Source organism: Enterobacter sp. HK169 (genome assembly GCF_001719105.1).
Lineage (GTDB): Bacteria > Pseudomonadota > Gammaproteobacteria > Enterobacterales > Enterobacteriaceae > Enterobacter > Enterobacter asburiae_B.
In genome coordinates this window covers 4035232-4058494 of sequence record NZ_CP017087.1, presented here as the reverse complement: position 1 = coordinate 4058494, position 23263 = coordinate 4035232, and the positions used below count along the sequence as shown (strand labels likewise).

Below are 23263 nucleotides of genomic sequence, written 5' to 3'. Positions count from 1 at the left end.
AACAGGATGCAAAAATGGTTACTTTCCACACTAATCATGGCGATATCGTAATCAAAACCTTTGATGACAAAGCGCCTGAAACAGTTAAAAACTTCCTGGACTACTGCCGCGAAGGTTTCTACAACAACACCATTTTCCACCGCGTGATCAACGGCTTTATGATCCAGGGCGGCGGTTTCGAACCTGGCATGAACCAGAAAGAGACCAAAGAAGCGATCAAAAACGAAGCGAACAACGGTCTGAAAAACACCCGCGGTACGCTGGCAATGGCCCGTACTCAGGCTCCGCACTCTGCCACCGCGCAGTTCTTCATCAACGTGGCTGATAACGACTTCCTGAACTTCTCCGGCGAAAGCCTGCAGGGTTGGGGCTACTGCGTATTCGCAGAAGTGGTTGAAGGTATGGACGTGGTTGACAAGATCAAAGCCGTCGCTACTGGCCGCAGCGGTATGCACCAGGACGTTCCTAAAGAAGACGTTGTGATTACAAGCGTGACCGTCAGCGAGTAATTCGTGGCGACACTCTTTATTGCGGATCTGCATCTGCAAACAGAAGAACCGGCGATAACCGCCGGTTTTCTGCGTTTTTTACGCGGTGAAGCGAAAAGCGCCGATGCGCTGTACATCCTGGGCGACCTCTTTGAAGCCTGGATTGGCGACGACGACCCTAACCCGCTGCACCGTGAAATGGCCGCCGCCATTCACGCGCTCGTGGATTCCGGCGTCCCCTGCTACTTCATTCATGGCAACCGTGATTTCCTGATCGGCAAGCGCTACGCCCGCGAAAGCGGCATGACGCTGCTGCCGGAAGAACAGGTGCTCGACCTTTATGGCCGCAGGGTTCTGATCATGCACGGCGACACGCTCTGCACCGACGATACCGGCTACCTGGCGTTTCGCGCCAAAGTCCACACCCCGTGGATCCAAAAGGTGTTCCTTGCGCTGCCGCTGTTTATCCGCAACCGTATCGCCGCCAGAATGCGCGCGGGCAGTAAAGCCTCCAACAGCAGCAAATCCATGACCATCATGGACGTGAACCCGCAGGCCGTGGTGAGCGTGATGGAAAAGCATGGCGTTCAGTGGTTGATCCACGGTCATACCCATCGTCCTGACGTCCATTCCCTTATCGCCAACGGCGAACCGGCCCATCGCGTGGTATTAGGTGCCTGGCACACCGAAGGTTCCATGGTCAAAGTCACGCCAGAGGGCGTGGAGCTGATCGCCTTTCCGTTTTAACCCCTCGCACCATCATTCTATTTTTTTGAACAATATCGGCAAATTGTTTCGATTTTAATCAGCCCGTGGGCGGCCTATTATTTATCACATCAGGGCAACACGCCCTATCCCAGATAAAACACTTAAGGAATACGACCATGAAATCCATCAAAACTTTCGTTGCAGCTGCCGCTCTTTTCCTGGTTTCTTTCGGTTCTTTCGCTCAAAGCGTGAGCGCAACCGCCTCTACCCTTGACCGCGCAGAAGCGAAAATTGCCGCGCAGGCCGCCGAGCAGAATGCCTCTTATAAAATCACGAGCGCGAAGGTCAACAACCGCGTGTACATGACCGCAGAACTGACTAAATAAAAACCCTGATTGCCGTGCCGCCAGCGAAGACGTGCGACAGCGACAATACGATGAGGAAGGAACAGAGAATGAAAAACATCAGCATCGTAAGTACCCTGCTGCTGGCAGTCGTGGTGTCCACTGGCGCACAGGCCGCGGAGAATCGCTTCTCCGTGCCAAAATCGGGCTCGAATGCCGACACCAGCATGGTGAATCATATCGATGTCAGCCGCGCGTTCGACAACGAGAACCTGTCCGCAGGGGATCTTCAGTAACATCATATAAAAGACCGCCATCGAGCGGTCTTTTTTGTTATCGCTTTCTCGCCATAACTGCTCGCCTTTTAACCGCGCAACCGTTTTCCTTGCCCGTATAACATGCTATTCTCTGTGCCCTCGAAAGCAGTGTGTTTCGCACCACAGGAGTTTTAAGACGCATGTCTTCCCGCAATAATCCGGCGCGTGTCGCCATCGTGATGGGGTCCAAAAGCGACTGGGCTACCATGCAGTTCGCCGCCGAAATCTTTGAAATCCTGAATGTTCCGCACCACGTTGAAGTGGTCTCCGCGCACCGTACACCGGACAAACTGTTCAGCTTCGCCGAAAGCGCCGAAGAGAACGGTTATGAGGTGATCATTGCCGGCGCGGGCGGCGCAGCACATCTGCCAGGCATGATTGCCGCCAAAACCCTGGTGCCGGTACTGGGCGTTCCGGTCCAAAGCGCCGCGTTAAGCGGTGTGGATAGCCTCTACTCAATCGTCCAGATGCCGCGCGGTATTCCTGTCGGCACGCTGGCGATTGGTAAAGCGGGTGCTGCCAATGCCGCCCTGCTGGCGGCGCAAATTCTTGCGACGCACGATAAAGCATTACACCAGCGTCTGGCGGAGTGGCGTAAAGCCCAGACAGACGAGGTGCTGGACAATCCGGACCCGCGGGGTGCGGCATGAAGCAGGTTTGCGTCCTCGGTAACGGCCAGCTAGGCCGCATGCTGCGTCAGGCCGGTGAGCCGCTGGGTATTGCCGTCTGGCCCGTCGGGCTGGACGCCGAACCGGAAGCCGTACCGTTCCACCAGAGCGTGATCACCGCCGAGATCGAACGCTGGCCAGAAACGGCTCTGACCCGCGAGCTGGCGCGTCATAACGCCTTCGTTAACCGCGACGTGTTCCCGATCATCGCCGACCGTCTGACGCAAAAGCAGCTGTTCGACAAGCTCGGTCTGCCGACCGCGCCGTGGCAGCTCCTGTCCGATAAAAGCGAGTGGAATGACGTTTTCGCGATGCTGGGCGAGCTGGCAATCGTGAAGCGCCGCGTGGGCGGCTATGACGGCCGCGGCCAGTGGCGCCTGCGTGCAGATGAAACGGCAGAACTGCCGGACGATTGCTACGGCGAGTGCATCGTTGAGCAGGGCATCAACTTCAGCGGTGAAGTGTCGCTGGTTGGCGCGCGCGGGCACGACGGGCATACCGTCTTTTATCCGCTGACGCATAACCTGCATCAGGACGGCATTCTGCGCACCAGCGTCGCCTTCCCGCACGCCAATGCTGACCAGCAGGCGCAGGCGGAAGATATGCTCTCTGCCATCATGCACGAACTCGGGTATGTGGGCGTCATGGCGATGGAGTGCTTTATCACCCCGTCCGGTCTGCTGATCAACGAACTTGCGCCGCGCGTGCACAATAGCGGCCACTGGACGCAAAACGGCGCGTCCATCAGCCAGTTCGAGCTGCACCTGCGCGCGATTACGGACCTGCCGCTGCCGCAGCCGGTGGTGAACAGCCCGTCGGTGATGATCAACCTGATCGGCACCGATCTGAACTACGACTGGCTGAAGCTGCCGCTCGTGCATCTGCACTGGTATGACAAAGAGGTACGCGCGGGTCGTAAGGTCGGTCACCTGAACCTGAACGACAGCGACACGGGCCGCCTGAGCGCCACCCTGGAAGCGATGATCCCGCTCCTGCCGCCGGAATATGCGAGCGGTATTGTCTGGGCACAGTCTAAGCTCAAGTAAGACATCTGCGCCGGGGAGTTGATCTTCCCCTTCCCCGGCGTACAATCCCCGCCCATTGCTGCTGAGTTTTCTTCTGGAACAACCATGAACGATGGAACGGACTATCGCGCGATCCTCGCGTCTGATACCCCTTTAATCGACGTTCGCGCGCCGATCGAATTTGCCCAGGGCGCGATACCTGCGGCGATCAACCTGCCCTTAATGAACGACAACGAGCGCGCCGCCGTCGGTACCTGCTATAAACGCCAGGGCCCCGAGGCCGCGCTGGCGCTCGGCCATCAGCTGGTAAGCGGCGAGACGCGTGAGGCACGCATCAACGCCTGGCGGGAAGCCAGCCTTGCCCATCCTGAGGGCTATCTCTGCTGCGCGCGCGGCGGCCAGCGCTCGCATATCTCGCAGGCCTGGATGAAAGAGGCGGGCGTTGACTACCCGCTGATCCGCGGCGGCTACAAAGCCCTGCGTCAGACGGCGATTCAGGTGACCATCGAGCAGTCGCAAAAGCCGATGGTGCTGATTGGCGGCTGTACCGGAAACGGTAAAACCCTGCTGGTGAAGCAGCACGCGCAGGGTATCGATCTGGAAGGGCTGGCGCACCACCGAGGTTCGTCGTTTGGCCGCACGCTCACGCCGCAGCTTTCCCAGGCCAGCTTTGAAAACCACCTTGCGGTTGAGCTCCTGAAAAAAGACGCCGCGCGCTGGGTGCTGGAAGACGAGGGCCGGATGATTGGCTCCAACCACCTGCCGGAGTGCCTGCGCGACCGCATGGCTGAAGCCCCTATCGTTGTCGTCGAAGACCCGTTTGACGTCCGCCTTGAGCGCCTGCGCGAAGAGTATTTCGACCACATGTGGGCGGACTTTTCTGCCGCATACGGCGAGGAAGCGGGCTGGAAAGAATACAGCGAGTATCTGCACCACGGCCTGTTCGCCATTCGCCGCCGTCTGGGGCTGCAGCGGTATGCAGAATTCACCGCGCTGTTAGATTCCGCGCTGCTGGAACAGCAACGCTCCGGCAGCACTGACGCGCACTTCAGCTGGCTTGCGCCGCTGCTGAAGGACTATTACGACCCGATGTACGGCTATCAGCTGGAGAAAAAGGCGGAGAAGATTGTGTATCGCGGGACGTACGAAGAAATTGCTGAGTGGCTTGATCGCTGAAAAATAAAGCCGGGTGGCGAGGTAAAAGCAAAACGGCAACCAGGGTTGCCGTTTTTAATGTTTGTTCCCTCTCCCCGTGGGAGAGGGTCAGGGTGAGGGCATCAGGCCGCAACCCTACAAGACGACTTAGAAGTCGTAACGCAGACGCACCAGGTTCATGTCGCCCAGGTTGTCGGTGCTGGAGGTGAACACGTGTTCGTAATCCACGCGGAAGCCGTAATCCAGCTGGAAGCTGATACCCACGCCGTTGTCGATGCGCTGGTAGTTACGGCCGTTCACGTACTGAATGCGGTCGCCCATGAAGTATGGCTGGATGGATTTAACCGCGTACTGACCGATTGGGAACTTATAGCCCGCAAAGTATTCAATACCCCATGCATCACCGGCGAAGTAGTCGTTAACCGACACCTTTTTGGTGGTCAGGAAGTTCTGGTACCAGCCGCCGCCAGCGGAGAAGGTCCAGTTGTCCGGGGTCCAGCTCAGCGCGGTACCGAGGATGTTCTGGTCGTAGGTTTTGCTGTCGCCGTTATCCGGGTTACGCATGTCCGCACGGGTGTAGTTCCACGCGGCGCCCCAGGTCAGGTCGGTGGTCAGGTGGTAATCCAGACCCAGCGAGCCGCCGCCTTTACGCTTGTAGCGCAGGCCGTTGCCCGGCAGGTATTCGCTGTCTTCAAACAGGTAGGATGCATAAATGTCGGCATCACCCACGGTTTTCTTATATTTCAGCATCTGGCGTGAACGGTAAGAACCGTCGTAATCGCCGTTGATCCCGTTACCTGGCGCCTGACCGATCATGTCGTAGTCCCAGATATCGGTTTTCGCGCCCACCACATCATAGTAAACGCTGTTCTGTTGACCGAAGGTCAGCGTACCCCAGGTGTCGCTCTTCAGACCGGTGTAGAGCATACGACGCGTGGTGTCGTGTGCGCCGTCGGCGTAGTGGTGATCCCAGTTGAACTGTGCAGGAATATTCACACCCAGCTCGTAGTAGCTGATCCAGCTGATGTCATCAAACAGGTAGTAATCAGCCGCGAAACGGAAACGGGTGCCGCCGTCAAAGCCGTTACGCTTGTAGCTGTTTTTACCGTCGTCGCCGGTCATGTTCTGGAACTGAGGACGAATACTGCCGCCAACGGTGAAGTTCAGACGGCTCAGCGGGTTACCCGCCTGAGGATCCTGCTTAAGAACGGTGATTTCCGCCTGAGAAGCGAAGGTAGTCAATGCCACTGCCGCGCCGATCGTTACCGCCAGCGCTGATTTTTTTATAGTCATTATTTTTCCTTAATAGACACGCTGCTAAATATTTAGCGGGTGAATATTAACTGGAAATAATCGGGCTGTGTGGTCGGGTTTTTAATGTTTTGTGCTACTAAATGAGTGGGTATTATCACTTTGTGCTATTTAAACGCTGCGCACCGGCATTAAAACCCGGTGCGCAACTATCACGGCTCTAAATCAACTCGCAAACTGACGGAACAGGGCTTTCCCCTTTAACAGCCGCGTGCCGAGCCAGCCTCCGCAAAGAGAAAGCAGCACCGCGCCGCTGAGAGGCAGGATCAACCAGAGGCGCCAGTCAGGCTCCCACGGGAAGTCGAAGACCTTTGTCTGCAGCACCGCCAGCGCCGTTTCCGCGCCAATGGCCGCTACCAGACCCGCCACCAGCCCCAGCAGCGCAAACTCGCTCCAGAGCGTCATCCGCAGCAGCCGCTTTCCAGCCCCCAGCGTGCGGTAGACCACCAGCTCCTGATGGCGCTGGCGCATGCCCACCTGCACCTGGGCCAGCAGCAACAGCACGCCGCAGATCGTCACCAGCACCACCATCACCTCCAGCGCGCGGCTCACCTGCTCCAGCACCTGCCCCACCTGCTTCAGGATCGCGCCAATATCCAGCAGGCTGACCGTCGGAAACTCCCGGTTGAGCTGGGTCAGCATGCCGTTGCCGTTTTCCCAGCGGAAGCTGGTCAGCCAGCTCTGCGGCTGACCGTCCAGCGCGCCCGGCGGGAAGATAAAGAAGAAGTTGGGCCGCAGGCTTTCCCAGTCCACCTTGCGCAGGCTGGTGACTTTCGCCGTGAAATCCTGGGTATCGCCGGTAAAGGTCACGCTGTCCCCGAGCTTCACGTTCAGCCGCGTCGCCAGCCCCTCTTCCAGCGACACCTCACCCGCTTTCGGCGGCCAGGTGCCCGCGGTTATCGGGTTGTGGTCAGGGCGTTTCTCCTGCCAGGTCAGGTTCAGCTCGCGGTTCAGCGACTCGTCCTTGTTTCCGTCCGTTGGCTGGCCGTTGATCTGCGTCAGACGCGCGCGCACGATGGGATAGAACGACTCAGGGATAATGTGATGCTCCGAAAGGAAGCCCTTCAGCGGCGTGACCTGCTCAGGGGCAATGTTGATCAGGAAATAGTTCGGGCTTTCCGGGGGAAGCTGCTGCTGCCAGCGATCGAGCAGATCGCCGCGCAGCACTAACAGCAGCGCCAGCAGCATAAACGACAGCGAAAACGCCGACAGCTGGCTGAGCGTTGACCACGGCTGATGCAGCAGGCGGTTGACCGCCAGGCGCACGGGCAGCGATTTCACCGTGAGCCGCTTCAGGACGTTGAGCAGTATCCAGCCCAGCACGCCGCACAGCAGCGCCAGCACAACCGCCCCGGCCAGTACCGCCCACAGCAGCGTGCTGCCCCCCATCAGCCACGCCAGCAGCCCCACCGCTACGGCAATAATCACCGGAAGGTAGAACTTCAGCGGCCAGACGTTCGCCACCACATCGTTGCGAAGCACGCGCAGCGGCTGCGTCGCGAGCAGCAGGCGGTAGGGGCGTAGCCCCACCAGCAGCGAAATCACCGTCATTGCGCCCATCGCCCACAGCCACGGCCAGAGGCTGGCTGGCGGCAAGGCGGCCGGGAGCACCGGTTTCAGCATCACCATCAGCAGTTTTTCAAACAGCAGCCCGATTATTCCGCCGGTCAGCGCGGAGAGGACCAGCAGCATCAGCCACTGGCCGACGATCAGCTTGCGCAGCTGCGCCCTGCCCGCCCCCAGGGTTTTGAGGATCGCCACCAGGTCGTAACGGCTGCGGCAGTAGTGCCCCATCGCCACGGCAACCGCCGCCACCGCCAGCAGCAGGGTCAACAGTGCCGAAAGCAGCAGGAACTGCTGAGAACGTTCAAGTGATTTACCGAGCGCCCCTTCGTCCTGCTCCAGCCCGTACCAGCGGTGCTCTGGCTTGAGCTGCGGCAGAAGCCATTTTTCGTACGCGTCAAGCTGGGCAGGCGTGCCGCCAAACTTATAGCGCCAGGTGACGCGGCTGCCCGGCTGTACAGCATGGGTTGCCGCGACATCCGCGGTGTTCATCAGCAGGCGCGGCGCGAGCTGGAAGGGGTTAAAGCCGGAATCGGGCTCCTGCACCACTTCCCCGGCAATGTTGAGGGTGGCGTCGCCGACGTCGATGCTATCGCCGGGTTTCAGGTTCAGAAGCGCCATCAGACGTGATGCCAGCAGCACCGTGCCGGGCTTTGGCTTCAGCCCTGGCGGGTTGGTCTGCAGTTCGCCGTACATCGGGTAGATATCATCGACGGCTTTAACGCTGGCGAGCTGCGGCGTGTCGCCCGCAAACGTCATGGTCTGAAAGCTTATCTGCTCCCCCACCTTCAGCCCTTGTTTACGTGCTTCGTCAATCCAGCCCGACGGCACCGGGCGGGAGCTTTGCAGCGCCCGGTCACCCGCCATAAACTCCCGGCTCTGCTGGCTAAGCCCTTTTTCCATGCGGTCGCTGACGCTGCCGAGCGCCAGCACGCAGGCCACCGCCAGGCTTAGCGCCAGCCAGACGATAAGCAACGAGGGCGAGCGCCACTCGCGCCAGAACCAGCGGGTAATCATGCCTCCTCCTGAAGAATACCGTTCACCAGCCGCAGGCGGCGGTCGCAGCGGGCGGCGAGCTGCGGATCGTGGGTGACGAGGATCAGCGTGGTGCCGTGCTCGCGGTTGAGCGAAAACAGCAGATCGGCAATCCGGTCACCGGTTTTACGGTCAAGGTTACCTGTGGGCTCATCGGCAAACAGGACTTCGGGACGACCGTTAAACGCCCGCGCCAGCGCCACGCGCTGCTGCTCACCGCCGGAAAGCTGTGCGGGAAGGTGGTCGAGACGCTTGCCCAGACCGAGCTGCTCCAGCAGCGCCTTCGCGTGCGCCCGGCTTTCACGGCTGTTTTCACCGCGCAACAGCGCCGGGAGTTCGACGTTTTCCAGCGCGTTCAGGGTTGGGATCAGCATAAAGGACTGGAAGACAAAACCAACGTGACGCGCGCGCAGCGCGGCCCGCGCCTCTTCATCAAGCTGGTGCAGCGGGTGCCCGACAAGGTGGACCTCGCCGCTGCTGCCGTCGTCCAGACCGGCCAAAATCGCCAGCAGCGTGGACTTGCCAGAGCCGGATTCGCCAATCAGCGCGATGGTTTCAGCGCGTTTGACAACGAGTTCAACTCCAGTAAGGATGGAAAGCTCGTGTTCCCCCTGACCGACGGACTTCTTAAGATGATGAACTTCAACACTGTTTTCCGCTGGCATTTGCCCTTCCTGTTTTTGATTCTGATGACCTTCCGCGCGGCGGCAGCGGACACGTTACTGGTTCTCGGCGACAGCCTGAGCGCAGGCTATCGCATGGCGGCCAGCGCGGCCTGGCCCGCGCTGCTCAACGACAAATGGCAGAGCAAGACGTCGGTAATCAACGCCAGCATCAGCGGTGATACCTCGCAGCAGGGCCTGTCGCGCCTGCCTGCACTGCTCAAACAGCATCAGCCGCGCTGGGTGCTGGTGGAGCTTGGCGGTAACGATGGATTGCGCGGTTTTCAGCTTCAGCAAACCGAGCAAACGCTGCGCACCATTTTGCAGGATATCAAAGCGGCAAACGCCCAGCCGCTGCTGATGCAAATTCGCCTGCCCGCTAACTACGGTCGTCGGTATAATGAAGCCTTTAGCGCGATCTACCCTAAGCTTGCCAAAGAGTTTGATATTCCGCTGCTGCCATTTTTCATGGAAGAGGTCTATCTCAAACCCCAGTGGATGCAAGACGACGGGATCCACCCCAATCGCGATGCTCAGCCGTTTATTGCCGACTGGATGGCAACGCGGCTGGCTCCTTTAGTTAAACATGACTCCTGATTAAGCGGAGATCCTGACAGGTAAAGTTATGCAAAAATCGGTCTTAATTACAGGATGTTCCAGTGGAATCGGCCTGGAAAGCGCGCTCGAACTGAAGCGCCAGGGGTTTCGGGTGCTGGCGGCGTGTCGCAAACCCGACGATGTCGAACGCATGAACGGGCTGGGCTTTACCGGCGTGCTGCTGGATATGGACTCGCCGGAGAGCGTTGAACGCGCCGCCGATGAGGTGATCGCGCTGACCGACAATCGTCTCTACGGGCTCTTTAACAATGCCGGCTACGGCGTGTATGGCCCGCTGGATACGCTCTCCCGCGAAACGCTGGAGAAACAGTTTTCGACCAACTTCTTCGGCGTGCATCAGCTCACCATGCGCCTGCTCCCCGCGATGCTGCCGCACGGTGAAGGGCGCATCGTGATGACATCGTCAGTGATGGGGCTGATTTCCACCCCGGGCCGCGGCGCCTACGCCGCCAGCAAATATGCGCTGGAGGCCTGGTCCGACGCCCTGCGCATGGAGCTGCGCCACAGCGGCATCAAGGTCAGCCTGATTGAGCCCGGCCCGATCCGCACCCGCTTTACCGAAAACGTGAACCAGACCCAGGCGGATAAGCCGGTCGAGAACCCCGGCATTGCCGCACGTTTTACCCTCGGGCCAGAGGCGGTGGTAGCCAAAGTGCGCCATGCTTTTGAGAGCGAACATCCTAAAATGCGCTATCCGGTGACGCTGGTCACCCATGCCGTAGGCTGGTTAAAACGCCTGCTGCCGGGCCGGATGATGGACAAAATTTTGCACGGTTGAGTTGAAGCGACGACGCTCATCCCCATGTAAAGAACAAACCGACAAAAGAGAAAGCCGCATGTCCGTACAGAATATCGTCAATATTACAGAAGCTAACCTGCAACAGACCCTTGAACAGTCGATGACCAAACCGGTCCTGTTCTACTTCTGGTCTGAACGCAGCCAACACTGCCTGCAGCTGACGCCGGTGCTGGAAAGCCTTGCCGCGCAGTACAACGGTCAGTTCATTCTCGCTAAGCTGGACTGCGACGCCGAGCCGATGGTGGCGTCTCAGTTTGGTCTGCGCGCCATCCCAACCGTCTATCTGTTCCAGAACGGCCAGCCCGTTGACGGTTTCCAGGGGCCGCAGCCGGAAGAGGCTATCCGCGCCCTGCTGGATAAAGTGCTGCCGCGTGAAGAAGAGCTGAAGGCGCAGGAAGGCATGGCGCTGATGCAGGAAGGTAAATACGACGAGGCGCTGCCGCTGCTCAAAGAGGCGTGGCAGCTGTCGAATCAGAACAGCCAGATTGGCCTGCTGCTGGCGGAAACGCAGATCGCCCTGCACCGTTCAGAAGACGCGGAAGCCGTACTCAAGACGGTTCCGCTGCAGGATCAGGACACCCGCTATCAGGGTCTGATCGCGCAGATTGAGCTGCTAAAACAGGCCGCGGACACCCCGGAAATTCAGCAGCTGCAGCAGCAGGTTGCCGACAACCCGGCCGACGCCGCGCTGGCAAGCCAGCTGGCGCTGCAGCTGCACCAGGTGGGGCGTAACGAAGAGGCGCTGGAGCTGCTGTTCAGCCACCTGCAAAAAGACCTGGCAGCCGCAGACGGTCAGGCGCGCAAGATGTTCCAGGAAATTCTGGCCGCGCTGGGCACCGGAGACGCGCTGGCGTCGAAGTATCGTCGTCAGCTGTACGCGTTGCTCTACTAACAAAAAAATGCCCGGTGGCGCTAACGCTTACCGGGCCTGGAAAACAGGCTTAACCCGTTTTCTTTAATTGCGTTACCACCAGCTGGTGGCGCGCGTTGTAGAACTTCCGATAGGTCAGGTAACAGGCAATGATGGTTGACAGGCTTGCCGTGGAGAGCAGCATAAACGTCACCATGATCTGATACTTAATCGCTTTGACCGGATCGATACCGGCAAAAATCAGCCCCGACATCATGCCCGGCAGGCTCACCAGCCCCACCGTTTTGGCTGAATCGACCGTTGGGATCAGCGATGAGCGAATGCTCTCACGGATCAGCCGCGCCGAGGCCACTTTAGGCGTCGCTCCCAGGCTTAATTTCTCCTGCAGCTGCTGCTGTTCACTGCTGAAGCGCTGGCCGAGATTGTTATAACACAGCCCAACGGCCACCATGGCGTTCCCCGCAATCATCCCGGAGATAGGGATAACCTGCATCGGCGTAAAGGCAATCGAGCCGGAGAGCACCAGCACCGCCAGCGTGAGCGCCGTCCCGGTGGTAATAGCGATAAACGACGAGATAAACGCCTTATCAATGTATTTACTGCGCTTTTTCGCATTCCACGCCGCGTTGAAACAGATAAAGAGCACCATCAGCAGCGTCAGCACAGCGTGGTTGACGTTAAATATATACTTCAGCACATAGCCGACGATGATGAGCTGAACCACCGCGCGGCAGATACTCCACAAAATATCTTTTTCCAGCCCCAGCTTTTCCCGGTAGCTGACCACAATCGCAATCAGCACCAGCACCATCGAAAACGCCAGTGATTCATTGGTAATGTTATGCTCACCCACGGTTAGCCTCCTGCATTTTCCCGCCGTGCGGCTGAAGCGTAATCACGTCATCCGCATGGGTTATTTCGCTAGCGTCGTGCGTCACCCACAGCACGGCAATGTTCTGCTCCCAGGCGTAGCGATGAATAATCTCGTTAACGTTGCGCTTGTTGACGTCATCGAGCGCGCTGGTAATTTCATCCAGCAAAAGCACCTTCGGTAAAAACTGCAGGTTGCGGATCAGCGAGACGCGCTGCTTTTCTCCGCCCGACAGCGCGGTGATGGATTTGGTTAACGTCTCCTGCGCCAGGCCAAAGCGGGCGAGATCGCTGATAAACTTTTCCGGCTCCGGCGTTTTATTGCGGATTTGCCACGGGAAAATCAGGTTGTCATAAACCGTATCGCCAAAAAGCGCGGGGGTTTGCACGCAGTAGGAGACCTGCTGGCGATAGCTTTCCGGGGAAAGCGACGCGATATCCTGTCCTTCAAACAGAAGGGTGCCCTCCGTCGGGCTGAGGAGTGAGGCCACAATTTTCAGCAGCGTGCTTTTACCGCAGCCTGAAGGGCCCGTGATTAATTTAAACTCGCCCGGCGACAGGCTAAACCCGACGTGCTGAAGAATAATGTTTTCTCCAACACGAAATCCGATATCCCTGAGATGTAATAGTTCTTTTTTATCGTTCATTACGCTTCCGTTAACCGCTTCGTGTAATAACCGCCTGTAGCATAATCCTTTCGTGCGCACAGAGCGAATAGCCTCACGCTAAAGCAAGTGTTAAACTTTTTGTTTGTCATTTGTCTCCACCATCACTACAGGAAGTAAGCAGCATGGCACATATCTTTTATGAGTTTCCTTCCCTGAAGCCTGGTGTTCCTGATGTCGAAACATTAATGGAAGTCATCAAATCGTCGGAACTCACGCGTTTTGTCATCGGTGCAGAGGTGGTGGATTTTGTTAAGAAGGCGCTTATCGTGAACACCACGATCGGCAGTTTCAAAAATTGCTATTTCGCCTTCGACAACGGGACACACTTCCTGGAATTTGACGGCAAGGGAAAATCCAAACGTTTCAATGAGGTACCCGACTGGTTCGTCTCTCCGGCTGAATTTTCTCGTACCCAGTGGCTTATCAACCACGATCTTGCGGATGTAAAGGCCACCCAATTCATTGACGTGCTGATGTCCTACCCGCTGAAAGAGCGCCGTGCGCACTGTAATTTGTTATTCGGGCTGGAGCTGGAAAAGGTGAATGCGGTTCCGGCCGCAGCGTCAGCCGCAGGGAAAATCGGCAATAAAAACGGTAAAACGACCAAACCGCGCGTGACCGATCTGGGATCGTTTGAATTGTTCAGCCAGTTCTTTGCGCGCATGAAAACCGCCGTGCTGGCCGATGAGTTTCCCACCCTGCAGGTTCTGACGGGCATGGATAACCTGACTAAAGCGCCGCATAATTTAAAGCAGGGTATCAGAACGTGGTTCAAGGCCATCGCGGGCGACCTTCCCCCTAATAACAAGCGCGTTGAAGCGGGGAATGCCGTTCTGTTCTGCGCCCCCATTCGCGAACAGATCCAGCGTATCGAAGCGCTGGGGCTGGAGAAGTACTACCAGGGATTATCCAAAGCCATTGCCGAAGCGGGTGATGGATTCATCTCTGACTTTACCTATACTTACGAGCAATAAACACACACTTTCACTCATCACAGCATGCAAAACAGGAGGTTTTTATGCTTATCGTTGTTCCTGTCCTTATTTTCGTTGCGCTGGTTATTGTGGGCGCAGGCGTCAAAATTGTCCCTCAGGGCTATCAGTGGACCGTCGAGCGTTTCGGTCGCTACACCAATACCCTCCAGCCAGGCTTAAGCCTGATTGTTCCGTTCATGGATCGGATTGGTCGCAAGATCAACATGATGGAGCAGGTACTGGACATTCCTTCTCAGGAGATCATCTCCAAGGATAACGCCAACGTCACCATCGACGCCGTCTGCTTTATTCAGGTGATTGATGCGCCGAAAGCGGCCTATGAGGTCAGCAACCTGGAGCTGGCGATCGTCAACCTGACGATGACCAACATCCGTACCGTGCTCGGCTCGATGGAGCTGGACGAAATGCTTTCCCAGCGCGACAGCATCAACACCCGCCTGCTGCACATTGTCGATGAGGCAACGAACCCGTGGGGGATCAAAGTCACCCGTATTGAGATCCGCGACGTGCGTCCGCCGGCTGAGCTGATCGCCTCCATGAACGCCCAGATGAAGGCCGAGCGAACCAAGCGTGCCTACATTCTGGAAGCCGAAGGGGTACGCCAGGCGGAGATCCTCAAAGCGGAAGGGGAAAAACAGTCGCAGATCCTGAAAGCGGAAGGCGATCGTCAGTCCGCTTTCTTACAGGCGGAAGCGCGTGAACGTTCAGCCGAGGCGGAAGCCCGCGCCACCCAGATGGTGTCCGAGGCGATTGCCGCCGGTGATATCCAGGCCGTGAACTACTTTGTCGCGCAAAAATATACCGACGCGCTGAAACAGATCGGCTCGGCGAACAACAGCAAAGTGGTGATGATGCCGCTGGAGGCCAGCAGCCTGATGGGCTCTATCGCCGGTATTGCCGAACTGATTAAAGACAGCGGAAACGAGCGTAAAAAATGATTGAGCTGATCGCTGCACATCCTCATGCCTTCTGGCTAAGCCTCGGTGGCTTATTGCTGGCGGCGGAGATGCTGGGCGGCAACGGCTACCTGCTCTGGAGCGGTGTTGCCGCCGTCATTACGGGCCTTCTGGTCTGGATCCTTCCCCTGGACTGGGCGTGGCAGGGTGCGCTATTTGCCGTGCTGACGCTGGTGGCCGCGTGGCTGTGGTGGCGCTGGCTAAACCGGCGGGTTAACGAGCAAAAACCGCTGGACGCGCACCTCAACCAGCGCGGACAGCAGATTGTCGGCAAGCGTTTTACGCTCGACACCTCGCTGGTGAACGGGCGCGGGCATATGCGCGTGGGCGACAGCTCGTGGCCGGTGGTCGCCGACGACGACCTCAGCGCCGGCACGCGGGTTGAGGTCATTGCGGTGGAAGGCATTACCCTGCGGGTGAAGGCCTGTTAGACAGAGGCCTTACGATGACAGCAGCCGGCAAGATTATCGATAATCGGGCAGTCGGCGCTGTCATCCCCCGGACAGGATTCAGCGAGCTGCAGCAGCTGTTCGCGCATCGCCTGCAGCTCGATGATGTGGCGTTCGATCTCGGCCACTTTTTCCAGCGTGCGTTTTTTCACGTCGGCGCTGTGACGCTTCGGATCGTTAAACAGGTTCACCAGCTCGCCGCACTCTTCCAGATTAAACCCCACCTGTCTTGCCTGGCGCAGCAGCGTCAGTTCATCCAGATGCAGCTGCGTGTAGCTGCGGTAGCCGTTTTCACTGCGCAGCGGTGGCGTTACCAGCCCCTTCTCTTCATAAAAGCGGATTGCCTTGCTGGTTAAGCCAGTTTTTTTTGCCACGTCACTGATATTCACATTTCCCCCTTGACCTTCCCCTTGATGGAAGGTTTAACCTTTATAACAGTCAGTGAAAAGCACTGTATCGGTCAACAACTGACCAGATCATTATACGGGAGTTTTACTATGTCTCACACTATCGACCTGACGCTGGACGGCCTCTCCTGCGGCCACTGCGTCAAACGCGTTAAAGAAAGCCTGGAACAGCGCCCTGACGTTGAAAGCGCTGACGTGACTATCGATCATGCTGCCGTGACCGGCAGCGCCAGCGCGGATGCGCTGATCGATACCATCAAGCAGGCCGGTTACGGGGCGGAGTTAAGCCACCCAAAGGCTAAACCGCTGGCAGAGTCATCATCCCCGTCGGAAGCACTGACAGCGGCCACTCCTGAGCTTCCGGCAGCTGATGATATTGACGACAGCCAACAGCTGCTGATCAACGGCATGAGCTGCGCCAGCTGCGTCTCCCGGGTACAAAACGCCTTGCAGGCCGTACCGGGCGTTGCGCAGGCACGGGTAAACCTCGCGGAGCGCACTGCGCTGGTGATGGGCAGCGCCTCCGCCGCAGATTTAGTGCAGGCCGTTGAGAAAGCGGGCTACGGGGCGGAGGCCATCGAAGATGATGCCGAGCGCCGCGAGCGCCAGCAGGAAACGGCTATCGCCACCATGAAGCGCTTCCGCTGGCAGGCGATTGTCGCCCTGCTGGTGGGTATTCCGGTGATGGTGTGGGGCATGATGGGTGACAACATGATGGTCACCGCTGACAACCGCACGCTGTGGCTGGTGATTGGTCTGATTACCCTTGCGGTGATGGTGTTTGCAGGCGGGCATTTTTACACCAGCGCCTGGAAGAGCCTGAAAAACCGCACCGCGACGATGGATACGCTGGTGGCGCTCGGAACCGGCGCGGCGTGGCTCTATTCGATGAGCGTTAACGTCTGGCCGCAGTGGTTCCCGATGGAGGCGCGCCATCTCTACTATGAAGCCAGCGCGATGATTATCGGCCTGATTAACCTGGGCCACATGCTGGAAGCCCGCGCCCGTCAGCGCTCCTCGAAAGCGCTGGAAAGATTGCTTGATTTAACCCCGCCGACGGCCCGCGTGGTCACGGACGAGGGAGAGAAAAGCGTCCCGCTGGCGGAAGTTCAGCCCGGCATGACGCTGCGCCTGACGACGGGCGATCGCGTTCCCGTTGACGGCAAGATAACCCAGGGCGAAGCCTGGCTGGATGAAGCGATGCTGACCGGCGAGCCCATTCCCCAGCAGAAATCAGACGGCGACGCCGTTCATGCGGGTACGGTGGTGCAGGACGGCAGCGTGCTGTTTACCGCCAGCGCCGTCGGCAGCCACACGACGCTGTCGCGTATTATCCGCATGGTGCGTCAGGCCCAGAGCAGCAAGCCGGAAATTGGCCAGCTTGCCGACAGAATCTCGGCCATTTTTGTGCCGGTGGTGGTCGGCATTGCCCTTCTGAGCGCGGCTATCTGGTATTTCTTCGGCCCGGCACCGCAGATTGTTTACACCCTGGTGATCGCCACCACGGTGCTGATCATCGCCTGTCCTTGCGCCCTTGGCCTGGCGACGCCGATGTCGATTATCTCCGGCGTAGGCCGCGCGGCCGAATTTGGCGTACTGGTGCGGGATGCCGACGCGCTGCAGCGGGCCAGCACCCTCGACACGCTGGTGTTTGATAAAACCGGCACGCTGACCGAAGGCAAACCGCAGGTGGTGGCCGTCACTACCGCAGGCATTGCGCAAGAGGAGGCGCTGCGCCTCGCCGCCGCGCTGGAGCAAGGCTCAAGCCATCCGCTGGCGCGCGCCATTCTCGATAAAGCAAATGCTTCTGCCCTGCCGCAGGTCAGCAATTTCCGCACCCTGCGCGGGCTCGGCGTCAGCGGTGAAGCAGAAGGCCACGCGCTGCTGCTGGGTAACCAGGCATTGCTCAATGAAAATGGTATTGATACCGCCGCGCTGGAAAGCGAGCTGAAAGCGCAGGCGTCTCAGGGCGCTACGCCGGTTCTGCTGGCGGTGGATGGCAAAGCCGCCGCGCTGCTGGCCGTGCGCGATCCGCTTCGCCAGGACAGCGTGGACGCCCTGCAGCGTCTGCACCGTGCCGGCTATCGTCTGGTGATGCTGACCGGGGACAATCCGACAACGGCCAACGCCATCGCGAAAGAAGCCGGAATTGATGAGGTCATTGCAGGCGTACTGCCGGACGGTAAAGCGGACGCCATCAAGAAACTGCAAAGTCAGGGCCGTCAGGTGGCGATGGTTGGCGACGGCATCAACGATGCCCCAGCGCTGGCCCAGGCGGACGTCGGGATTGCCATGGGCGGCGGGAGCGATGTCGCCATCGAAACCGCTGCCATTACGCTGATGCGCCATAGCCTGATGGGCGTTGCCGACGCGCTGGCCATTTCAAAAGCCACGCTGCGCAACATGAAGCAGAACTTACTGGGAGCGTTCGTCTATAACACCCTCGGTATCCCAATCGCGGCCGGTATTCTGTGGCCGCTGACCGGCACGCTGCTTAACCCGGTGGTCGCGGGCGCGGCGATGGCGCTCTCCTCCATTACCGTGGTGAGCAACGCCAACCGGCTGCTGCGCTTTAAACCGAAGGATTGAACCTTGTACCCGTACGCGCTAGCATGAACCTTTCCATTCATGGAGCGCGTATGGGTCTGTTTAATCGTATAAAAGCATCGTTTCGCGCCCTCTTTCCTCGCCGTTATGCATGGCCCGGTCTGGATATCTCTCTCCCCGGCGGGCAACACCTGCACCTGGTTGGCAGTATTCATATGGGTACGCAGGATATGTCTCCCCTGCCACCCGGGCTGATTAAACTGCTGAAACGCGCCGACGCGCTGGTCGTTGAGGCGGACATTTCGGGTCAGGAGTCGCCGTTTGTCGGGCTGGAAAGCGATCTCAGCCTGGCGGAACGTCTGGATGATGCCCGGCTTGCCGAACTGACGCGCGTCGCGGATGAAACCGGCGTGTCGCTCTCCATGATTGACACCCTGCCGCTCTGGCAAATTGCGATGGTGCTGCAGGCTACGCAGGCGCAGCGTCTGGGACTGCGCGGTGACTACGGCATTGATTACCAGCTGCTGAACGCGGCAAGGGCCCGCAGCCTGCCCGTCATTGAGCTGGAAGGGACGGACAGCCAGATTGCGCTTCTGCGCCAGCTTCCCGACGACGGCCTGATGCTGCTGGATGATACGTTGACCCACTGGCACACCAACGCGCGCCTGCTGCAGACCATGATTGGCTGGTGGCTGGACGCGCCGCCTGAGGACAGTAAGCTGGCTTTACCGTCGACGTTCAGCGAATCGCTGTATGATGTGCTGATGAATGCGCGCAACAAAGCCTGGCGGCAGACGCTGCATGCGTTACCTGCGGGGCATTACGTAGTAGCGGTTGGGGCGTTACATTTGTACGGAGAAGGGAATTTGCCGTCACTGTTGAAATAAAAAAATGGCCAATATTTCTATTGGCCCGTCAAAGAGGAATTTCATCGTTTTTATTATGCCGAAGGAGACCTTCGGTTGAGCCGATTGTCGCTCAAAGTGACCATCACTGCCAATACTATTGCGCAAGATGGTGCTATTTTTTAGACAAACGTCAGGCGTATGCTGATGGCATGATTTGTCTGTCGTAAGAAGGATAGCTATGACTCCCGCCGTTAAATTACTCGAAAAAAACAACATTTCTTTCCGGATCCACACTTACGATCACGATCCGAATGAAACTAACTTTGGTGATGAAGTGGTGCGCAAGCTGGGGCTGAACGCGGACCAGGTTTACAAAACGCTGCTGGTTGCGGTGAATGGCGATATGAAACACCTCGCCGTTGCGGTTACCCCGGTGGCGGGACAGCTGGATCTGAAGAAAGTCGCCAAAGCGCTGGGGGCGAAGAAGGTGGATATGGCGGATCCGATGGTGGCGCAACGCACCACGGGCTATCTGGTGGGCGGGATCAGTCCGCTCGGGCAGAAAAAACGCCTGCCGACGCTGATTGATGCCCCTTCGCAGGAGTTTGAAACCATCTTTATATCCGGCGGCAAACGCGGGCTGGATATCGAGCTGGCGGCGGGCGACCTGGCGAAAATGCTGGACGCGAAGTTTGCGGATATTGCGCGCCGGGATTGAGAAAATTGCCCGGTGGCGGCTGCGAGGTAAAAGCAAAACGGTAACAGGCGTTACCGTTTTTTGTGTTCGCGCCCTCTCCCGGTGGGAGAGGGTTGGGGTGAGGGCATCAGGCCGCACACCACTACTGCCAGCTCACCTCACCTTTCGGTTCATACGCATTCACATCAATCGGCGAATTCTGCTCGATGAACTGCTTCAGCACTTCCGCATCGATAAAGCCGGTATTCACGTATCCCGGTTTATTATCGATATGCGGATAGCCGTCGCCGCCGGTGGCGTTGAAACTTAAGGTCGCCAGACGGTACGTTTTAGCCGGATCAACCGGTTCGCCTTTGATCTTCAGGTCGTTAAGCTTGCCGTCTTTCGCCACAAAGCTGACGTTGGCAAACTGCGGATAGGCCCCGGAATCCGGCTTCATCTGCGCCACGGCGGTCAGGTAGTCAATCACCTCTTTCCCGCTCATGTCCGCATAGACCACCACGTTGCCGAACGGCTGCACCTTCAGGACGTCCTTATAGGTAATGTTTCCACCTTCGATGGAATCACGAATACCGCCGCCGCTCATCACGCCGAAGTCGGCGCCGGTGCGCGCCATTTGCGCCGCCAGCACCAGGTGGCCCATGTTGGTCTGCACGAAGCGAACTTTACTGCGGTCTCCCTCCAGACGACCGTTCAGCGTGCCGATTTTCACGTCCAGCTGCGCCTTGCCCTTGTTCTGGAACGGCGTCAGCAGGGAGAGCATCTGCTGGTTTTCAGCGATCTCCGGCGTGTAGAGTACGCGCTCACTTTTCCCGTCCGGGTAGGTGACTTTCTTCTTCAGGTTGACCGGGATGAGCTGATAGTGAACCAGCTTCATCTCGCCGTTACGGAACTCAAAATCCGCCCGGCCGACGTATTTGCCCCACTCGTGCGCCTGAACAATCCAGATACCGTTCTGACGGTCCGGCGCGCACGGCGTGCCCGGCACGTAGTCCACCTGCTTTTTGTTCTCCGAGGCCATACACACCGGATCCTGTGAGTGACCGCCCACAATCATTGCCAGCGAGCCCGCAGGCAGGCTGCGCGCCATTTCCACGTCGCCGGGCGCGTTAGCGCCGTGCTCGCCGTTGTCGTAGTGCCCCATGTGCGTGGTGGCGATAATCACGTCCGGCTTCTCGTTTTGCTGCAGCTCCTGAATCACCAGCTTCGCTTCGTCTGCCGGTTTGCGGAATTCGATATCGGTAAAGAACTCGGGGTTACCAATTTTCGCCGTGTCGTCAGTGGTTAAGCCGATGACCGCGATCTTCAGATCCTGACGCTTAAACAGCGCCCACGGCTTAAACAGGCGTTCGCCGGTGCTTTTCTGGTAAATATTGGCGGAGAGGAAGGGGAATTTGGCCCATTTTTCCTGCTGACGCAGCACGGTCAGCGGATTATCGAACTCGTGGTTACCCACGGCCATCGCGTCGTAGCCAATCAGGTTCATGCCGCGAAAATCAGGTTCCGCGTCCTGTAAATCGGATTCCGGCACGCCGGTATTGATATCGCCACCCGACAGCAGCAGCACGCTGCCGCCCTGGGCAGCCACCTCTTTGCGGATGCCGTCCACCAGCGTTTTTTGCGCCGACAGGCCATATTCGCCGTATTCGCTGCGCCAGAAATGACCGTGGTGATCGTTGGTATGCAGAATAGTGATTTTATAGGTTTTGTCTTTTTCATACGCCTGCGCGGGCAGGCTTACCAGGCCCCATGCGGCGATGAGCGCCAGCGCGACGCCCCGCTTCATTAACTTCATCTTCTCTCTCCCTGACCAATAGACAAAGGCAAAAATTACAGTGACTAACAAGAATAGACAAATAAGTTTTCAGAATTGCGACTTTCTTCAAATGTCCCGGACGGGTATGTTAGTCGGATAATAATTACACCCTGCATCTCTAATAACGAAAGACGTGGTACTTCTCTCTATGGCAATCAGTGAATCAACCCAGCCCGTTCCGGGCGCGCCGGCGTCGCGCACCTCCTTTAAAGTCTTAGGCGCAATCAGTCTCTCGCACCTGCTCAACGACATGATCCAGTCGTTGATTCTGGCAATTTATCCGCTGCTGCAGTCCGAGTTTTCGTTAACGTTCGTGCAGATCGGGATGATCACCCTGACCTTCCAGCTGGCTTCCTCACTGCTGCAGCCGGTGGTGGGCTACTGGACGGATAAATACCCGATGCCGTGGTCGCTACCGATCGGCATGTGCTTTACCTTAAGCGGGCTGGTGCTGCTGGCCATGGCGGGGAGTTTTGAAGCGGTGCTGATTGCCGCCGCGCTGGTGGGCACCGGCTCGTCCGTTTTCCATCCGGAGTCCTCCCGCGTGGCGCGTATGGCCTCCGGGGGACGTCACGGTCTGGCGCAGTCTCTCTTCCAGGTGGGCGGTAACTTTGGTAGCTCTCTCGGCCCGCTGCTGGCCGCGGTGATTATTGCCCCTTACGGTAAAGGCAACGTGGCCTGGTTTGTGCTGGCCGCACTGCTGGCCATTATCGTGCTGGCGCAGATCAGCCGCTGGTATGCCGCTCAGCATCGCGTGAATAAAGGGAAACCTAAAGCGAAGGTTATCAATCCCCTTCCGCGCAACAAGGTTATCCTGGCGGTTTCCGTGCTGCTGGTACTGATCTTCTCGAAATACTTCTATATGGCGAGCATCAGCAGCTATTACACCTTTTATCTGATGCAAAAATTCGGATTATCGGTACAGAATGCGCAGTTCCACCTGTTTGCCTTCCTGTTCGCCGTTGCGGCCGGCACGGTCATTGGCGGGCCCGTGGGTGATAAGATTGGGCGTAAATACGTCATTTGGGGCTCTATCCTCGGCGTGGCGCCGTTTACCCTTATTTTGCCGTACGCGAGCCTTGAATGGACGGGGATTTTAACCGTGATCATTGGTTTTATTCTCGCATCCGCGTTTTCCGCCATTCTGGTCTATGCCCAGGAGCTGCTGCCTGGCCGTATCGGTATGGTTTCCGGGCTCTTTTTCGGTTTCGCCTTCGGTATGGGCGGGCTTGGCGCGGCGGTGTTGGGGATGGTGGCGGATCACACCAGCATCTTCCTGGTCTATAAAATCTGCGCTTTCCTGCCACTTCTTGGGATGTTGACCATATTCCTGCCTGATAACCGTCATAAAGCGTAAATTACGGGTAGCCAAAGTTTAACTTTGGCTACCTGATACCCTGATGCCATAAGGGTTTCTTCTTCTTCCCCTCGCTGAATTTATCAAAA

Annotated in this window: 24 protein-coding genes; 17 read left to right on the top strand and 7 right to left on the bottom strand. The window is 58.0% G+C overall.

Annotation, left to right across the window (positions count from 1 at the left end; genetic code table 11):
* Positions 1-14: 14 nt before the first annotated feature.
* The 7 genes from ppiB to mnmH all read left to right on the top strand — a co-directional run bounded on the left by ppiB (position 15) and on the right by mnmH (position 4726).
* Complete coding sequence (gene ppiB, locus EnteroDNA1_RS19250) at positions 15-509, top strand: peptidylprolyl isomerase B (RefSeq protein WP_023310635.1); 495 nt, start codon at positions 15-17, stop codon at positions 507-509.
* A gap of 3 nt (positions 510-512) precedes the next feature.
* Positions 513-1235 (top strand): UDP-2,3-diacylglucosamine diphosphatase, encoded by a 723-nt coding sequence (lpxH, locus tag EnteroDNA1_RS19245; RefSeq protein ID WP_069303763.1) that lies wholly within the window; start codon positions 513-515, stop codon positions 1233-1235.
* Positions 1236-1372: 137 nt separating this feature from the next.
* Positions 1373-1582 (top strand): YdgH/BhsA/McbA-like domain containing protein, encoded by a 210-nt coding sequence (locus EnteroDNA1_RS19240; protein WP_069303762.1) that lies wholly within the window; start codon positions 1373-1375, stop codon positions 1580-1582.
* Positions 1583-1650: 68 nt separating this feature from the next.
* On the top strand, positions 1651-1836 hold the full coding sequence (locus EnteroDNA1_RS19235; RefSeq protein WP_029741050.1) for a hypothetical protein: 186 nt from the start codon (positions 1651-1653) through the stop codon (positions 1834-1836).
* A gap of 161 nt (positions 1837-1997) precedes the next feature.
* On the top strand, positions 1998-2507 hold the full coding sequence (gene purE, locus EnteroDNA1_RS19230) for a 5-(carboxyamino)imidazole ribonucleotide mutase (RefSeq protein WP_014882834.1): 510 nt from the start codon (positions 1998-2000) through the stop codon (positions 2505-2507).
* On the top strand, positions 2504-3571 hold the full coding sequence (gene purK / locus EnteroDNA1_RS19225; RefSeq protein ID WP_032661448.1) for a 5-(carboxyamino)imidazole ribonucleotide synthase: 1068 nt from the start codon (positions 2504-2506) through the stop codon (positions 3569-3571). The genes purE and purK overlap by 4 nt, the downstream gene beginning before the upstream one ends.
* A gap of 84 nt (positions 3572-3655) precedes the next feature.
* Positions 3656-4726, top strand: coding sequence for a tRNA 2-selenouridine(34) synthase MnmH (gene mnmH, locus EnteroDNA1_RS19220; protein WP_069303761.1), 1071 nt, complete (start codon positions 3656-3658; stop codon positions 4724-4726).
* A 126-nt stretch (positions 4727-4852) separates the two neighbouring features.
* Here mnmH and EnteroDNA1_RS19215 read toward each other — a convergent pair whose 3' ends face one another.
* The 3 genes from EnteroDNA1_RS19215 to ybbA all read right to left on the bottom strand — a co-directional run bounded on the left by EnteroDNA1_RS19215 (position 4853) and on the right by ybbA (position 9279).
* Positions 4853-5998 (bottom strand): porin, encoded by a 1146-nt coding sequence (locus tag EnteroDNA1_RS19215; RefSeq protein WP_064673422.1) that lies wholly within the window; start codon positions 5996-5998, stop codon positions 4853-4855.
* Positions 5999-6181: 183 nt separating this feature from the next.
* On the bottom strand, positions 6182-8596 hold the full coding sequence (gene ybbP, locus EnteroDNA1_RS19210) for a putative ABC transporter permease subunit YbbP (protein WP_069303760.1): 2415 nt from the start codon (positions 8594-8596) through the stop codon (positions 6182-6184).
* Positions 8593-9279 (bottom strand): putative ABC transporter ATP-binding protein YbbA, encoded by a 687-nt coding sequence (ybbA, locus tag EnteroDNA1_RS19205; RefSeq protein ID WP_033144812.1) that lies wholly within the window; start codon positions 9277-9279, stop codon positions 8593-8595. The genes ybbP and ybbA overlap by 4 nt, the downstream gene beginning before the upstream one ends.
* Here ybbA and tesA point away from each other — a divergent pair.
* Genes tesA through EnteroDNA1_RS19190 form a run of 3 tightly spaced genes read left to right on the top strand, consistent with a single transcriptional unit; the run spans position 9250 to position 11585 of the window.
* Complete coding sequence (gene tesA / locus EnteroDNA1_RS19200) at positions 9250-9873, top strand: multifunctional acyl-CoA thioesterase I/protease I/lysophospholipase L1 (RefSeq protein ID WP_069303759.1); 624 nt, start codon at positions 9250-9252, stop codon at positions 9871-9873. The two genes, ybbA and tesA, sit on opposite strands and share 30 nt — an antisense overlap.
* Before the next feature lie 28 nt (positions 9874-9901).
* Complete coding sequence (locus tag EnteroDNA1_RS19195; protein WP_014882827.1) at positions 9902-10672, top strand: SDR family oxidoreductase; 771 nt, start codon at positions 9902-9904, stop codon at positions 10670-10672.
* Positions 10673-10730: 58 nt separating this feature from the next.
* Positions 10731-11585, top strand: a complete 855-nt coding sequence (locus EnteroDNA1_RS19190; RefSeq protein ID WP_045887953.1) for a co-chaperone YbbN — start codon at positions 10731-10733, stop codon at positions 11583-11585.
* A 49-nt stretch (positions 11586-11634) separates the two neighbouring features.
* On the opposite strand, the gene fetB is transcribed toward EnteroDNA1_RS19190, so the two are convergent.
* Both fetB and fetA read right to left on the bottom strand, forming a co-directional pair.
* Positions 11635-12375, bottom strand: coding sequence for an iron efflux ABC transporter permease subunit FetB (gene fetB, locus EnteroDNA1_RS19185; RefSeq protein WP_233456207.1), 741 nt, complete (start codon positions 12373-12375; stop codon positions 11635-11637).
* Positions 12376-12409: 34 nt separating this feature from the next.
* Positions 12410-13081 carry an iron efflux ABC transporter ATP-binding subunit FetA gene (gene fetA / locus EnteroDNA1_RS19180; RefSeq protein WP_069303758.1) on the bottom strand — a complete coding sequence of 224 codons (672 nt, stop codon included), beginning with the start codon at positions 13079-13081 and terminating at the stop codon, positions 12410-12412.
* A gap of 143 nt (positions 13082-13224) precedes the next feature.
* Between fetA and EnteroDNA1_RS19175 the strand changes: the two genes are divergently transcribed.
* From EnteroDNA1_RS19175 to EnteroDNA1_RS19165, 3 genes are read left to right on the top strand one after another with little or no spacing between them, the layout of a single operon-like run.
* On the top strand, positions 13225-14076 hold the full coding sequence (locus tag EnteroDNA1_RS19175; protein ID WP_048975507.1) for a hypothetical protein: 852 nt from the start codon (positions 13225-13227) through the stop codon (positions 14074-14076).
* A 44-nt stretch (positions 14077-14120) separates the two neighbouring features.
* Entirely contained in the window at positions 14121-15035 is a 915-nt protein-coding gene (locus EnteroDNA1_RS19170; RefSeq protein WP_023310620.1) for an SPFH domain-containing protein, read from the top strand.
* On the top strand, positions 15032-15484 hold the full coding sequence (locus tag EnteroDNA1_RS19165) for an NfeD family protein (RefSeq protein WP_033144807.1): 453 nt from the start codon (positions 15032-15034) through the stop codon (positions 15482-15484). The genes EnteroDNA1_RS19170 and EnteroDNA1_RS19165 overlap by 4 nt, the downstream gene beginning before the upstream one ends.
* Here EnteroDNA1_RS19165 and cueR read toward each other — a convergent pair.
* A complete protein-coding gene (gene cueR, locus EnteroDNA1_RS19160) occupies positions 15481-15891 on the bottom strand; it encodes a Cu(I)-responsive transcriptional regulator (RefSeq protein WP_039263976.1) in 411 nt (136 codons plus the stop codon). The two genes, EnteroDNA1_RS19165 and cueR, sit on opposite strands and share 4 nt — an antisense overlap.
* Positions 15892-15999: 108 nt before the next feature.
* Between cueR and copA the strand changes: the two genes are divergently transcribed.
* The 3 genes from copA (at position 16000) to ybaK (ending at position 20022) form a co-directional block, all read left to right on the top strand.
* Positions 16000-18498, top strand: coding sequence for a copper-exporting P-type ATPase CopA (copA, locus tag EnteroDNA1_RS19155; protein WP_069303757.1), 2499 nt, complete (start codon positions 16000-16002; stop codon positions 18496-18498).
* 50 nt (positions 18499-18548) lie between these two features.
* Entirely contained in the window at positions 18549-19343 is a 795-nt protein-coding gene (locus tag EnteroDNA1_RS19150; protein ID WP_069303756.1) for a TraB/GumN family protein, read from the top strand.
* Positions 19344-19542: 199 nt separating this feature from the next.
* A complete protein-coding gene (gene ybaK, locus EnteroDNA1_RS19145) occupies positions 19543-20022 on the top strand; it encodes a Cys-tRNA(Pro)/Cys-tRNA(Cys) deacylase YbaK (protein WP_023310615.1) in 480 nt (159 codons plus the stop codon).
* A gap of 121 nt (positions 20023-20143) precedes the next feature.
* Here ybaK and ushA read toward each other — a convergent pair whose 3' ends face one another.
* Complete coding sequence (gene ushA, locus EnteroDNA1_RS19140) at positions 20144-21796, bottom strand: bifunctional UDP-sugar hydrolase/5'-nucleotidase UshA (protein WP_069303755.1); 1653 nt, start codon at positions 21794-21796, stop codon at positions 20144-20146.
* Positions 21797-21965: 169 nt separating this feature from the next.
* Between ushA and EnteroDNA1_RS19135 the strand changes: the two genes are divergently transcribed.
* On the top strand, positions 21966-23174 hold the full coding sequence (locus EnteroDNA1_RS19135) for an MFS transporter (RefSeq protein WP_069303754.1): 1209 nt from the start codon (positions 21966-21968) through the stop codon (positions 23172-23174).
* The last annotated feature ends 89 nt before the right edge of the window (positions 23175-23263 follow it).